The organism is Bordetella sputigena, from assembly GCF_965137885.1.
In the GTDB taxonomy this organism is placed as follows: domain Bacteria; phylum Pseudomonadota; class Gammaproteobacteria; order Burkholderiales; family Burkholderiaceae_B; genus Bordetella_C; species Bordetella_C sputigena.
Window position 1 is genome coordinate 25122 of the sequence record NZ_CBCSCA010000011.1, and the last position, 12926, is coordinate 38047.

10 protein-coding genes and 1 tRNA gene are annotated in these 12926 nt (G+C 65.7%); 5 read left to right on the plus strand and 6 right to left on the minus strand.

Annotated elements, in window-relative coordinates; genetic code table 11:
• Positions 1-121 precede the first annotated feature (121 nt).
• On the plus strand, positions 122-1087 hold the full coding sequence (ispB, locus tag ACNA0R_RS20005) for an octaprenyl diphosphate synthase (RefSeq protein WP_415827809.1): 966 nt from the start codon (positions 122-124) through the stop codon (positions 1085-1087).
• 75 nt (positions 1088-1162) lie between these two features.
• Positions 1163-1239 (plus strand) — tRNA-Pro (locus ACNA0R_RS20010).
• A gap of 71 nt (positions 1240-1310) precedes the next feature.
• Here the strand turns inward: ACNA0R_RS20010 and ACNA0R_RS20015 are convergent.
• A complete protein-coding gene (locus tag ACNA0R_RS20015) occupies positions 1311-2306 on the minus strand; it encodes a TerC family protein (protein WP_415827810.1) in 996 nt (331 codons plus the stop codon).
• 386 nt (positions 2307-2692) lie between these two features.
• Between ACNA0R_RS20015 and tam the strand changes: the two genes are divergently transcribed.
• Positions 2693-3472 carry a trans-aconitate 2-methyltransferase gene (tam, locus tag ACNA0R_RS20020; protein WP_415827811.1) on the plus strand — a complete coding sequence of 260 codons (780 nt, stop codon included), beginning with the start codon at positions 2693-2695 and terminating at the stop codon, positions 3470-3472.
• Between the two features lie 145 nt (positions 3473-3617).
• Here the strand turns inward: tam and ACNA0R_RS20025 are convergent, their stop codons facing one another.
• The 4 genes from ACNA0R_RS20025 to ACNA0R_RS20040 all read right to left on the minus strand — a co-directional run bounded on the left by ACNA0R_RS20025 (position 3618) and on the right by ACNA0R_RS20040 (position 6718).
• The gene (locus tag ACNA0R_RS20025) at positions 3618-3959 is read right to left on the minus strand and encodes a cupin domain-containing protein (protein ID WP_415827812.1); all 342 of its coding nucleotides are present in this window, start codon (positions 3957-3959) and stop codon (positions 3618-3620) included.
• 15 nt (positions 3960-3974) lie between these two features.
• Positions 3975-4715 carry a YqcI/YcgG family protein gene (locus ACNA0R_RS20030; protein WP_415827813.1) on the minus strand — a complete coding sequence of 247 codons (741 nt, stop codon included), beginning with the start codon at positions 4713-4715 and terminating at the stop codon, positions 3975-3977.
• Between the two features lie 87 nt (positions 4716-4802).
• On the minus strand, positions 4803-6095 hold the full coding sequence (locus ACNA0R_RS20035; protein WP_415827814.1) for an MFS transporter: 1293 nt from the start codon (positions 6093-6095) through the stop codon (positions 4803-4805).
• On the minus strand, positions 6092-6718 hold the full coding sequence (locus ACNA0R_RS20040; RefSeq protein ID WP_415827815.1) for a hypothetical protein: 627 nt from the start codon (positions 6716-6718) through the stop codon (positions 6092-6094). The genes ACNA0R_RS20035 and ACNA0R_RS20040 overlap by 4 nt, the downstream gene beginning before the upstream one ends.
• Positions 6719-6998: 280 nt before the next feature.
• Between ACNA0R_RS20040 and ACNA0R_RS20045 the strand changes: the two genes are divergently transcribed.
• Positions 6999-7976: a helix-turn-helix domain-containing protein gene (locus ACNA0R_RS20045; RefSeq protein WP_415827965.1), complete on the plus strand. Its 978-nt coding sequence runs from the start codon at positions 6999-7001 to the stop codon at positions 7974-7976.
• A gap of 6 nt (positions 7977-7982) precedes the next feature.
• Here the strand turns inward: ACNA0R_RS20045 and ACNA0R_RS20050 are convergent, their stop codons facing one another.
• Entirely contained in the window at positions 7983-10178 is a 2196-nt protein-coding gene (locus tag ACNA0R_RS20050; RefSeq protein ID WP_415827816.1) for an NEL-type E3 ubiquitin ligase domain-containing protein, read from the minus strand.
• Between the two features lie 283 nt (positions 10179-10461).
• Here ACNA0R_RS20050 and ACNA0R_RS20055 point away from each other — a divergent pair, with 283 nt between their 5' ends.
• Complete coding sequence (locus tag ACNA0R_RS20055; RefSeq protein WP_415827817.1) at positions 10462-12885, plus strand: penicillin acylase family protein; 2424 nt, start codon at positions 10462-10464, stop codon at positions 12883-12885.
• The last annotated feature ends 41 nt before the right edge of the window (positions 12886-12926 follow it).

Consider the following 12926-nt stretch of genomic DNA (forward strand, 5'->3'; position numbering starts at 1 on the left):
CCTGGGCGCGGCGGCGTCTAGGTGACACCGTATAATTCGCACGACCCCGGCCGGCTTGCATGGCGGGCGCGGGCCCGCGACATGAGCTTTGGCGCTCGTCTTTCTACCACCCGGACACGTCTTGAATCTCCCCGAGCTTATTGCCCCCGTTGCCGACGACATGAAGGCGGTGGATGCCGTCATCCGCGCCCGGCTGAATTCCGACGTTGTGCTCATCCGCACCATAGGCGACTACATCGTCGGCGCCGGCGGCAAGCGCATGCGTCCGGCGCTGCTGCTGATGATGGCCCGCGCCCTGGGGTATGCCGGCACGGACCACCATACTTTGGCGGCGGTGGTGGAGTTCATCCACACCGCGACACTGCTGCACGATGACGTGGTGGATGAATCCGACCTGCGCCGCGGCCGCCAGACGGCCAATGCGGTGTTCGGCAACGCGGCCAGCGTGCTGGTGGGCGACTATCTGTATTCGCGTTCGTTCGAGATGATGGTCGATGTGGACTCGATGCGCGTCATGGCCATCCTGTCGCAGGCCACCACCGTCATCGCGGAAGGCGAAGTCCTGCAGCTGTTGAACGTGCACGATCCCGACGTTTCGCAAGAGCGCTACCTGCAGGTCGTCCGCTACAAGACGGCCAAGCTGTTCGAGGCCGCCGCGCAGGTCGGCGCCGTGCTGGCCGGCGCGACCCCGGAACAGGAACAGGCCGCGGCGGCCTACGGCCGCCACATCGGCACGGCTTTCCAACTGGTGGACGATGTGCTGGACTACGGCGGCGATGCCGCCGCCCTGGGCAAGAACGTCGGCGACGACCTGCGCGAAGGCAAGCCCACCTTGCCCTTGATCCGCGTCATGGAAGTCGGCACGCCCGCGCAGCAGGAACTGGTGCGCACCGCCATCGAAACCGGCCACGCCGATTTCGAAGCCGTCGCCGCGGCCATCCATGCCACCGACGCCCTCGATCACGCCATGGAAGCCGCGCACGCGGAGGCGGAACTGGCCAGGCAGGCCCTGGCGGGCTTCCCGATTTCCGTTTATCAGCAATCCCTGCTAGAATTCTGCGCTTTCGCGGTTAACCGCGATCGTTAGTGTTTGATGTCAGTGTTGTTGGTGTCTTTGATTGCAGTATTGCCGTCGATGACGCAAAGCCGATAACACTAAGAGCGGGGCGTAGCTCAGCCTGGTAGAGTACTGCGTTCGGGACGCAGGAGTCGGAGGTTCGAATCCTCTCGCCCCGACCACTCAAGTGGTCAAATTCCGGAGCCAGGTCAGTGATTGCTGACCTGGCTCTTTTCCATTGTGCGAGCGATTCTCAGCCGCGAGGTTCCTCGGCGATTCGCTGCGTGCCGCCCGGCTTCGGCGGTATGCGCACGGACAAGATCATTGCCGCGGCCAGGGTGAGCACCGTAAAGCCCAACGACCAGGAAATCGGTATCTTGTAGAGGTCAATGAGCAGCATCTTGGTCCCGATGAACACCAGGATGACGGCCAGCCCATATGAGAGCAGATGGAAGCGCTCGTGCATGCCCGCGAGCAGGAAGTACATCGCCCGCAGGCCCAGGATCGCAAATACATTGGACGTGAGCACGATGAACGGGTCGGTCGTGATGGCGAAAATCGCCGGAATCGAATCCACGGCGAACACGACGTCGACCACACCGATGATAAGGATGACCACGAGCAGCGGCGTTGCGGCCCTGACGCCATCGACCCTCGTGAAAAACTTCTCGCCGTCGTAATCGGGGGCGATCTTCATGTGCCGCTTGATCCAGCGCAGCGCCGGATTTTCCGCCAGGTCGGACTCCTCGCCCGCGGCGCGCCACATCTTGATCCCGGTAAACAGCAGGAAAGCGCCAAACACGTACATCAGCCAGTGGAACCTGACGATCAGCCAGGCGCCGATAAGGATCATGATGGCGCGCAGGACCAACGCAGCAAGAATGCCGATCATCAACGCCCGCTTCTGAAACGCCGCCGGCACGGCGAAGTAGCTGAAGATCATCAGGAAGACGAAAATATTGTCTACCGCGAGCGCCTTCTCCACCAGGTAGCCGGTGACGAACTCCAGCACCTTGGCGTTGGCCAGTTCCCGTGCGACGGGGTCGGGCCCGGCGCCGCCGAGATACCACCACAGCCAGCCGACGAAGACAAAGGAAACGGCCACCCATATCAGCGACCAGATGGTGGCCTCGCGCATGCCGACGGCATGCGAGCCCTGACGGTTGAGTGCAAAGAAATCGATCGCGAGCGCGACGAGTACGAAGACCGTGAACAGTGTCCACAGCAAAGGGGTTCCGATGGAGATCATCGTAACGAGCCTCTCAGCCCAACCGGCAACGTATGGGCGACAAATTGTCTGGGATCCTCGCCAGTCTTGCCGCCCGGAATGCCTGGATTCCGAGTCACGGCACCGAACACTGGTGGCTGCCAGCCCACCAGTGCCGTAATGACGGCACCGTGTCACAACGCGCGTGCCGCGTCGTGTCAGCTACTCCCTTTGAGAGGCATTTGGATTTAATCAAACATCGCTCATGTCGTCAACGCGGTGTCACCCCGCGGGCGACGTTCCCGCGCCTCGGTAATCCGGGCTGCATACGACGCCGCCATCGCGCGGCCGCCGCGGCCGAGTCAAGCGCTTGCAAGCAAGCCGGAGGTATCATCGAAATCCTTCCGGCAACCCCTGGAGCAAGCGCGATGGCACAGGACAAATGGTCTTCCAAGCAGTACCTGATGTTCGAGAACGAACGAACCCGCCCGGTACGCGATCTATTGTCCGCCGTGCCATCGGACGATGCGCGGGAAGTCATCGATCTGGGGTGCGGGCCAGGCAATTCCACGGAAGTCCTGGCGCGGCGCTTTCCGACGGCCAGGGTCTCCGGCCTGGATAGTTCGGCCGACATGATCGCGGCGGCGCGCAAGCGCATGCCGCAGGTTCAATTCGAAGTCGCGGACATCCATACCTGGCAGCCGGCCACTGCTTACGACGTCATCCTCGCGAACGCGGTATTCCAGTGGGTGCCGAATCATGAAACCGTATTCCCCGCGCTGGTCTCCAGGCTGTCGGAAGGCGGCAGCCTGGCCATCCAGATGCCGGACACGATGGACGAGCGCCCGCATCGCATGATGCGCGAGCTGGCGGTGGACGGCCCCTGGGCGGACAAGTTGAAGGACGCCAGCCAGGCGCGGACGGCCTTGCGCTCCGCCGAGTGGTACTACGAGCTGCTGCAGCAGCACTGCGCCACGGCGAACATCTGGCGCACCACCTACTACCACGTGCTGAAGGATGGGCCTGACGCCATCGTCGAATGGTTCAAGGGTAGCGCGCTGCGGCCCTTCCTCGATCCGCTGGACGAAGACGAAAAGCGCTCCTACCTTGCGCGCTATACGGACTTGGTCAGGCAGACGCATCCGCCGCTGGCGGATGGTTCCGTGCTCCTGCCCTTCCCGCGCCTTTTTATGGTCGCGACGCGCTGATCGGCCGGGTCGCCCCGCTGCCGCGCCTGGCTGCCGTAGCGCTCGTACCGACGCATGAGCGGCAAATGGGCTAGGGCGTACGGCCGACGCCGCCGCCACGCTTGCCTTTGCCGCCCACGCAGCGGGCGCCGCGGCCGCTGGACCGCTACGCCGGACATTGCTGCGCGGAGCGCTCCTTGATGGACGGCGCCAGCCGTTCGAAGGCGATCAGATAGATCGCCCCTTCCGATGAGGCGGTGGACCCGTGTACCGTGCCGGCCGGCAGGTCGATGACGTCCCCCTTCCGGCATACGTAATTGACGCCATCCGCATACACCGTCAATGCGCCATCGACGATGATCAGCGTTTCGTCGGTGGGATGGCTATGGGTCCGATGCTCCTTCCCGGGCGCGTCGCGCTGCACTTCTATGCAGCCCTGCTTCGGCAGCAGGACCCGCAGGTTCTCGGCCAGTTCGGTATCGCCCAGCAAACCCTTGATGATTTCCATGTCAGCCCCCTTGCCTCAGATTTCCGTCTCGGACGCCAGGTCCGCCGCGCGCATGGCGTGGAAAGGACATCCGGTGGTCGGCCGGTTGTCGTCCCCCAGGAAGTACTGCTTGTACTCGCGATTGGACGGATCGCCGTAGGCGCCCAGTTCTTTGGAGGGCGGGATCATGTCGTAGGTCGCCAGGCGCTGGCGCACCTTGGATACGCTGGCCTCGCGCGCCCGGGGGCTGCCCAGGATGTTGTCGAAGACCCAGCGCGGCTGGAAGGTCATCATGAAGGAGCTGGCGCGCCGGCTTTGCCGCTGTACGTGGGCCGGCGTATTGCAGACGACGAAGATCGGTTCGCCCGCGAAGCAGAATTCCCAATGCGGGCTGTCCAGTTCCGCTGGAATATCGGCCGGCCATTCGCTGTCGTCCAGCGAGGCCAGGCGGCCCAGCATGGCCCAGAATTTGGCGCGATAGGCTTCCAGCGGCAGCAGCGGGCGCGGACGGAAAAACGCCAGCAGCGACGTGTTGGGGCCGCAGGACCGCGACTCGGCGACATATGCGCGCAGATTGCGCGCCAGTCCCTCCACGTCGTCGTCTTCCAGGAAAAGATAGCGCAACTGATCGGCGCGGTATCCCGCGACGCCGAAGACGCATGGAAACGCGCGCGTATCGCTGTTCAGGGTGCTGGCCAGCTCCTGGAACAGGATCGCCTGCCATGAGCCAGGCGCGTGGCGTTGTTCGACTTGAGTTCGGCTTAGATAGTCTTTCACGGCTTTGTCTACCCATCAGGTGGAGGGAAAAATCGACTTGCCATGACGTGCGCGCGGCATGATGCCGCATCGGCACGATGAAGAGGGCTAAGCTTGATGTGCGAAGCGCATCGCCGCCGCGCCGATACAGCCCAGGGCCGAGACGGCCGCCATGAGGAGAACGAATCCGGTATAGCCCTGCGCGGTGTAAGACAAGTGGCCGGGACTGCCCGTGGCCGAAGTGGCCAGCAGGGATCCGATAAGCGGCTGCACCACGGCGGCCGTAATGCCGGCCAGCGTGGTGTTGAACGAGGCTCCAATACCGATCATCTCGGTGGAGTACAACTTTCGTACCGCCTTCAATACCAGCGGGACGGTACCGCCGGCCACGAAGCCAAGGACGCAGAAGCATGCGATGGCGTATGCATACCCCATCGATGCCAGCAGTGCCGGAAGCAAGGCGAGCAGGATAGCCGCGCGCAACAGGCAGTTCCACAGCAGCGCGCGTCGCACGTTCATCACGCGATCCGACAAATGGCCGAGCAGGATGGAGCCGGCCACATTGCTTACCAGGAATGCCAGGATGCAGGTGCTCGCCTGATCCTTGCTGATCGACAGCGTATCCCGGACCATGGGCAATCCCCATACTCCAGATAGCGTAGTGACGGAGGCGAAGTGCGAGGCGAAAACGACGGCGCAGCCCCAGCTGCTGGCGCTGCGCAGCCTGCCGCGGAACATCCGCAGGGTGCGGCCCAGTTTGGGTGCTAGTTCTTTCAGCGCCATCGGAGATTGGTCCGTACGGGCGAATACCAGGATTGCCGCCACCAGGTTGAAGGCGATCAGGCCCGCCACCATGGCGAAGCACTCGCGCCATCCCAGTTCCGACACCGCATAGGCCAGCGGCGTGGTCGCCATCGCGCCGCCTATGTAGCCCGACACCTGCGACAAGCCCGACATCAGGCCGAAGCGGCTTTGCCGGAACTTCAGCGCCACCAGCTTCAGCATGGACGTGAAGACCAAGGCATCGCCGCAGGCGATCACCAGGCGCGCGGCGAAGGCGGCCGGCACGCTATGGGCCATGGCGAAGCAGGTGGTGCCGGTCAGCGATACCAGCAGGCTGCCGATCAGGACCCGCCGCACGCCCAGCGTGTCGACCAGGATGCCGGCGGGAATCTGCATGGCCAGATAACCGTAGAAATAGCCCGAGGCCAGCACGCCCAGGCCTGCCGCCTCGATCGAGAACGACGCGGATAGTTCGTTCAGCATCGATTGCGGCGCCAGGCGCTGCATGAAGGCCACGGCGTAGGCCAGCGCGATCAGGATCCAGGACGCGTACGCGCGCGCGCCGGGCCGGTCGGCTTCCAGCGCGATATGCGGCGGCAGCGAAGCGGCCTTGCTCATGACAGGGTGGGTCGGCGGACGATGCCCAGCGAAAACAGCGCGTCGGTGGAGTTGGGCGCCAATGTGGAGATACGCTTGCCCACATGTACCGCCGCGCCGCGGTATGAAGGCTTGCGGTGCTTGATGTGCCCGTAGGCGCCGCGCATGACCAGCGCCGGCAGTTCCAGCACGTGGTCGGGGTAGATCCGCTTGGCCGCGAGGACGGCCAGGGCAAGCAAGCCGGCCCGCCCGCCGTTTTCTTTGGGCGGGTCGGCCTGCAGGTCGGGCACGACCTCGGCGCAACGGCGCGCGTTGGTCAGTGCCACGATGGCATTGCGGGTCCGCCAGCAATACAGCAACCGCGATTGGTGCGGCCGCTGGCGGAAGGCCTCGGCGAATATCAGATCCGTGACATCGCTGTATACCCCCAGGCCTTGGTAGGGTGGCGCCAGTTCCGTACCGGATCGGTACAGGCAAAGGTCGCCGTTCATATCGAAGTACTGGTAAATCGAGAACCCGACGAGCTCCTTGTCGGCATGGATCAGGATCAGTCCGTAACCGCTCCGGAATGGACTATGGGTCGGGGTCCAGTGCGGTTCGGTGACATCCCAATTCATGCCGATAAGGCGATTGAAGGCATCCATGGTGGAGGCGCGCTCGTCGACCGGAAAATCTTCGGCCCGGGGAAACGACCTGAGGGAGATGGTCTTTCCGTTCGAGAGAAGCCTGATCGGCATCGCGCAGCCCTGCCTTCTATTTTTTGAATATGCTGATAACCGTTCCGTTCTCCTGACGCGATTCGCATATGGGTCACGGGCGGCTAATTCCCCATGGCATAGGAATTCTGGAGCAGCGCCACGGATTGGTTCGCCGGTTTTCGGTCAATTTTCGCTAGAATTGGGCCAATACCGCAGCATCCCGGGCATCATCGCCGTGTCTATTCCCGCGCCAGTCATCGCCGTAGTCGCTTTCGACAGGATCAGCGCATTCCACCTGTCAGTGCCCTGCGCCGTGTTCGGCAGCTACGGCGGGGTGGCCGGCGCGCCTAGATTTTCGCTGAAAGTATGTTCCGCGGAAGGCGCGACCCTGGCCACCACGACCTCCGGCTTCTCGGTCGTGACGACGCCATCTCTCGAAATCACCGAAACCGCCGACGTGATCGTGATCCCCAGTTGGCGCGATCCGAAGGAAGCCCCGCCCGCCGCCCTCGTGGAGGCGGTCGCCGCCGCCAGCGCCCGGGGCGCCCGCATCGTCGGCCTTTGCCTGGGCGCCTACGTGCTGGCCGCCGCCGGCATCCTGGACGGCCGCCGCGCCACCACGCATTTCGCCTGGGCGGATCAATTCGCCGCTCAATTCCCCCGCGTCAAGGTCGAGCCGTCGGTGCTGTACGTCGACGACGGCAACATCACGACATCCGCCGGGACGGCGTCCGGCATAGACTGCTGCCTGCACATCGTGCGCAGCCTGTATGGCGCCAAGGTGGCGGATTTCGCGGCGCGCCGGCTGGTCGTGCCGCCGCATCGCCATGGCGCCCAGGCGCAGCTGCCGCCGCAGGCGGCGTCCTCCGAGGGCGCCGGCTTCCGCCTGGCAGAGCTGCTGGACTGGCTGCGCGGGTCCATCGTCGACAAGCATACGGCCGACAGCCTGGCCGAACGCCTGGCCATGAGCCGCCGTACCTTCAATCGCCGCTTCCTGTCCCTGACCGGGTGCAGCCTGAGCGAATGGCTGCTGGCCGAACGGCTGCGGCTCGCGCAGAAAATGCTCGAGACCACCGATCTGCCGCTGGAGGTCATCGCCGCCCGCGCCGGCCTGGGCAGCGCGTCGTCGCTGCGCCAGCATTTTTCCCGCATGTTGCAGACTTCTCCGTCCGCGTACCGCAAGCAGTTCAAGCGCCGGGCATGAGGGCGCCTAGGTCACGCGACGGCGCAGGTCGGTGAACCAGCGCGGCTGGCGGTCCTGTTCGATGGCCTGCTGTAGCTTCAGCCGGTGGGTCGCCATGAATTCCCTTACCGTGGTCCTGTGGATCATCGTCTCGATGTTCTCGCTGACCGCGCTGCAGACCGGCATCAGTACGTCGGGCATATCGCGGCGCAGGTGTTGCCGCGCCAGATAATTCTGGACCTCCATTTCGTAGCGGGTCCAGAACATGCGCGGTCCCACCTTGAAGACTTCCATATCCGACTTGCGGGACGCGGCGAACACGCGCTCGGCGTCCATTATGCGGTTGAGGAAGGCAAAGACGCGGCCGCGGTCGTTGTAAATGCGGTCACGCCATTTCTCGGCGCGCCGGATCAGCGCCGGCGAGACGCGCCGTATGACGGTGTGCAAGGGCGTCCACGTCGCCAGGAAATCGAAGAATCCGGAATTCCTTGCGTCGGCGATCTTTTCGCGCGCCGCGTCGGCATCGGCTTGCTCCACGACCGACAGGTACTGGAAATGCATCTTGAACTGCATGGGGGGGATATGCGTCGTACCCTGCAGACGGGTCAGCAGGTTCAGCCACTGTTCCACTTCGTCGAACTCGATGTTTTTCCGCTGGGCGCGCAATTTCAGTTCGGGCCGCAGTTCGGCGAAATACTGCGCCAGCGTATGCATGTTCAGCATGTCTTCGCCCTGGTGCAGCAGCTCCACCAGCCTGTCGTCGTATTCGCCGTCTTCGATGTCGGAGTTCAAGGATGCGATCTGCAGACTGTTCAGCGTATACAGCATCTGATCCTGGCAGGAGCCGGGACCATAGCGGGCGATGGTCAGGCATTCCTCCAGGAATTTTTCCTTGCCGGGTTGCCGCATTTTCGTCAGCAGGGCGGCGATGCGATCATGGAAGTCGGGGTCGGGCTGCTTGAGCCAGACTTCATGCAAGCGGTTGAGCAGGCCGTTCAGTGCGGCGACGGCGTTCGCGTTGATGTCCTGCGCCTTTTGCCAGTCATCGCTGGCGGGGGGCAGGGCGGCCGGGGCGGACGACGTGCCGGCGCCGGATGACGGAGCGAGCCATTTTTCGGCGGCCTTGTCGAGCATGCCTTCGGGGTATAGCGGCGCCATGACCTCGCTGGTGTAGCCGCGGCGTTCCATGTCATCGATGGGAAGGACGTTCGCCAGGGTTTCCGGGAACTCGGACAGGAACCGCGTCGCGATGTGGATGTTGACCACGTAGTCCGCGCTGGCCTCGGTCAGCTCCACGCCCGCCGGCAATATGTCGCGCAAACGCAGCCGTTCGCACATGGCGGCGTCCGCGGTGACTTGCCGCAGTTGCGGCGCATAGCTGCTGGCGGGCGTTTCCATGGGGTTGCCCGCGACATCCAGCCTGATCAGCGTCGGTGGCAGCCGGTCGGTGGACGGGAACTCGGTGAGCCGGTTGTCCGCCAGGATCAACCACTGTAGCGATGTCAGGTTCTTCAGCGGCGGCGCCTCGCCCAATCCCAAGGAAATCAGGCGCAGCGGTTGAGTGGGGTCGCCGGCGTAGTCCCACATGCTGACCAGTTCCCACGCCAGGGCTCGTTTGTCGTCCGGATCGGTGGCCGCGTGGACATAGGCTTCCATATCCCGCTGCCATTGCGGCACGGGATCGCCGAGTTGGTCGCGGAAGGTCAGCGCCGAATACTCGGCAAAGCCCAGGCTGGGCGCCGTGCGGTATTGCCCGAGGCAAGTGGCGTAGTACGCAGCCAGGTCGGCGAACAGGTCGACGGCCTGTTGCAGTAGCAAGGCGGCGGCTTGCCGGGCGGGAGGCGATTCGCCCACGGCGTCTTCCAGGGCGGTGATGGCGGGTTCCACATCGAAATGGATGGTGCGTTCGCGGCGCAGCTCCGCGTCTTCATCGCCTTCGGCGACGGTGGACAGGTCCTCGGTGTAGTCGAAGACGATGCAGGGCGTCTCGTCGGCGGGCATGTCGCAGGCACGGATCGCGCGCAGCAGCGCGGCGCCGATCTCCGTGCTGTCGACGGTGCGCAGCGCGGCCTCCAGCTGCATGAGTCGCTGCGCATCGAGTTCGCCGGGGTCCTGCACGGTCAGCAGGCCGCAAAGATCGCGCAGGGCGGGCGTGTCCGATACGGCGTATGCGTCCAGCGACGGAATGGTACTGAGGGTGCTGCATGATCCGATGCTAGTCATGTCGGGCTAGCCTCCCCGCGCATCGAGACGGCGTCTGGCCATGGCCGCGCCGGGCAGCGGTGTAGAAGTTGCGTCATGGTGTTCTCCCTTCGAGGCGCGTTGAGTGCCGGTCCCCCGCGAGCCTGTTCCCAGCCATGGCGCAAAGGCCGGGCGGCGAAATGGGATGGATTGAGCGCCGCTGTCGGAGCTTGCCGCGGCGCGGGGCCGATTTCCTCGTCGCGGCGCGCGAACTCTTCTGCCGCCAGGGTGGACGCGTCATGGAGCGGCTGTTAAAACACGGCGCATGCGATTGAAGAACAGGAAGCGCCGATGGGGGCGCGTGCTGGCGCTGCTCTGCACGGGCGTCCTGGCGCTTGCCGCCGTAGCCGGCGCGGCGGCCTGGCTGGCCATGCGCGCCAGCCTGCCGCGATTGGACGGGCAACTGCGCGGCGAGGGCCTATCGGCGAATGCCACGATAGAGCGGGACACGCAGGGCAGCGTCACGGTGACGGCCGACAACCGGCTGGACCTGGCCTATGCCACGGGCTATGCGCACGGCCAGGACCGCTATTTCCAGATGGATCTGCTGCGCCGGGTCGCGGCCGGCGAGGTCGCCGCCCTGGTGGGCGCGGACGCCATCCCTCTGGACCAGCGCAATCGCATGCATCGCTTCCGCGCTCGCGCCCAGGCCGCCTATGCCGCCTTGCCGCCCGCCCAGCGCGAGCTGTTGCAGCGCTATGCGGACGGGGTCAACGCCGCCCAGGCGGCGCTGCCGGTGTGGCCCTTCGAATATGGGGTGCTGGGCGTGCGTCCGCAGCCCTGGCGGCCGGAAGATACGCTGCTGGCCATCGACGCGATGTATCTGGATCTGCAGTCGGCCGAGTTGATTCGCGTGCTGTCGCGGGGACTTTTGCGCGACGCGGTACCCGCTGACATGCTGGCATTCCTGACGCCGCGGGCCAGCGCGATGGACGCGCCGCTGGATGGCGTCGACATCGCCGCGCCACCCTTGCGAGTGCCACGGACGCGTCCCGATTGGCTGGATGGCCCCGGGCTGGACGGCCCCGGGCGGGACAACGCCGGACGCCGCGCGCAATCCGAGGCGGCGGCCGCCGAGGTCGGCAGCAATGCCTTTGCGGTGGCCGGCACGCGTGCCGCCGATGGCGCGGCGCGCGTGGCCAACGATATGCATCTCGGGCTGCGGCTGCCCAATATCTGGTATCGCCTGACGCTGGTGCTGCGGGGCCCCGAGCCGCGCCGCATCAGCGGGGTCAGCCTGCCCGGCGCGCCGGTGGTGGTGGCGGGAAGCAATGGCGACGTCGCCTGGGCCTTCACCAACAGCTACGGACACTTCATCGATCTGATAAGGCTGGAACGCGATCCCCAGGATCCCCGGCGCTATCGCGGGCCGTCCGGCGAGTGGGAAACCGCCACGGAACACGACGAGTGGATACAGGTGAAGGGCGGCGCGCCGGTGCGCCGTCCGGTGCTGGAGACGCGCTGGGGGCCGGAAATGGCCGTGGGCGACCAGACCTATGCCGTGGAATGGATCGCCCACCAGCCGTATGCGGCCGACCTGGGCCTGCTGGGCATGGAGACGGCGCGCAACGTGGACCAGGCCCTGGGCGTGGCGCAGGCTTCCGGGGTGCCGACGCAGAACATCCTGGTGGCGGATAGCGCCGGCCATATCGGCTGGACCCTGGCCGGCCCGCTGCCGCGGGCCACGCGGGATCCCGACGGCTATCCCGTCGAGGCGGCCAGGGCCGCCGCGCCCGCCGAACGGCTGCCGCCGCGGCGGTATCCCCGCGTGGTCGACCCGCCCTCCGGACGGCTGTGGACGGCCAACAGCACGCAGCTGGGGGACGCCGGGCGCCAGCGCGCGATAGGCGACGGCGGCGCCGATGTGGGATTGCGCGGCACGCAGATCCGCGATGGCCTGTTCGCGCGCGATACGTACGACGAGCAGGCCCTGCTGGCCATCCAGCTGGACGATCGCGGCCTGTGGCTGGAGTTCTGGCGCCAGCTGGCGCTGGATATCCTGGACCAGCCCGCGCTCGCCGGGCATCCGGACCGTGCCGCCCTGCGGCGCATCCTGCTGCAATGGAATGGGCGCGCCGACGTCGACCAGGCCGGCTACACCCTGGTTCGGGATTTCCGTGAAACGCTGTATGGCGCCTGGTTCGCCGGGCTGGACGAGCGGCTGTCGGCGCGCGCGCCGGAGCTTGCGCCGGCGATATCCGTGGGCCGGGCCTCATCCCGGCTGGAGCCGGTCATGCGCGCCCTGGTGCGGGAACAGGCCTGGGTACCCGCGCGCTACGCCAATTGGCGGGCCTTCATGCTGGGCGCCATCGACGAAACCATCGTCCGCAACCGGCCGCGCGGCGCATCGCTGGACCAGGCGGATTGGGGCGAGCGCAATACCCTGGCCATCGGCCACCCGTTCGCGGGCTTGCTGCCCGGACCGCTGCGAGCATGGTTTTCGGCGCCGGCGCAGGCCGTGCCCGGCGACACCAATATGCCGCGCGTCCAGCGGCCGGCCTTCGGCGCATCCGAGCGTTTCGTGGTCGCGCCCGGCAAGGAAACACAGGGAATACTGGAAATGCCCGGCGGCGCGTCCGGGCATCCCATGTCGCCGTTCTTCCTGGCCGGGCACCAGGACTGGGTGGAGGGCGCCGCGTCGCCCTTCATGCCGGGCACGGCCGCGCACACGCTTGTGCTGCGGCCGTGAGTTCGTAAGCCCGAATCATCGCGCGGGCCCCGCGCGGCCAT

Coding starts and splice junctions, on each gene's coding strand:
- ACNA0R_RS20015 (WP_415827810.1), bottom strand. CDS start 2,306: ATGATCTCCATCGGAACCCCTTTGCTGTGGACACTGTTCACGGTCTTC.
- ACNA0R_RS20025 (WP_415827812.1), bottom strand. CDS start 3,959: ATGGAAATCATCAAGGGTTTGCTGGGCGATACCGAACTGGCCGAGAAC.
- ACNA0R_RS20035 (WP_415827814.1), bottom strand. CDS start 6,095: ATGAGCAAGGCCGCTTCGCTGCCGCCGCATATCGCGCTGGAAGCCGAC.
- ACNA0R_RS20050 (WP_415827816.1), bottom strand. CDS start 10,178: ATGACTAGCATCGGATCATGCAGCACCCTCAGTACCATTCCGTCGCTG.
- ACNA0R_RS20055 (WP_415827817.1), top strand. CDS start 10,462: ATGCGATTGAAGAACAGGAAGCGCCGATGGGGGCGCGTGCTGGCGCTG.
- ACNA0R_RS20040 (WP_415827815.1), bottom strand. CDS start 6,718: ATGGATGCCTTCAATCGCCTTATCGGCATGAATTGGGATGTCACCGAA.
- tam (WP_415827811.1), top strand. CDS start 2,693: ATGGCACAGGACAAATGGTCTTCCAAGCAGTACCTGATGTTCGAGAAC.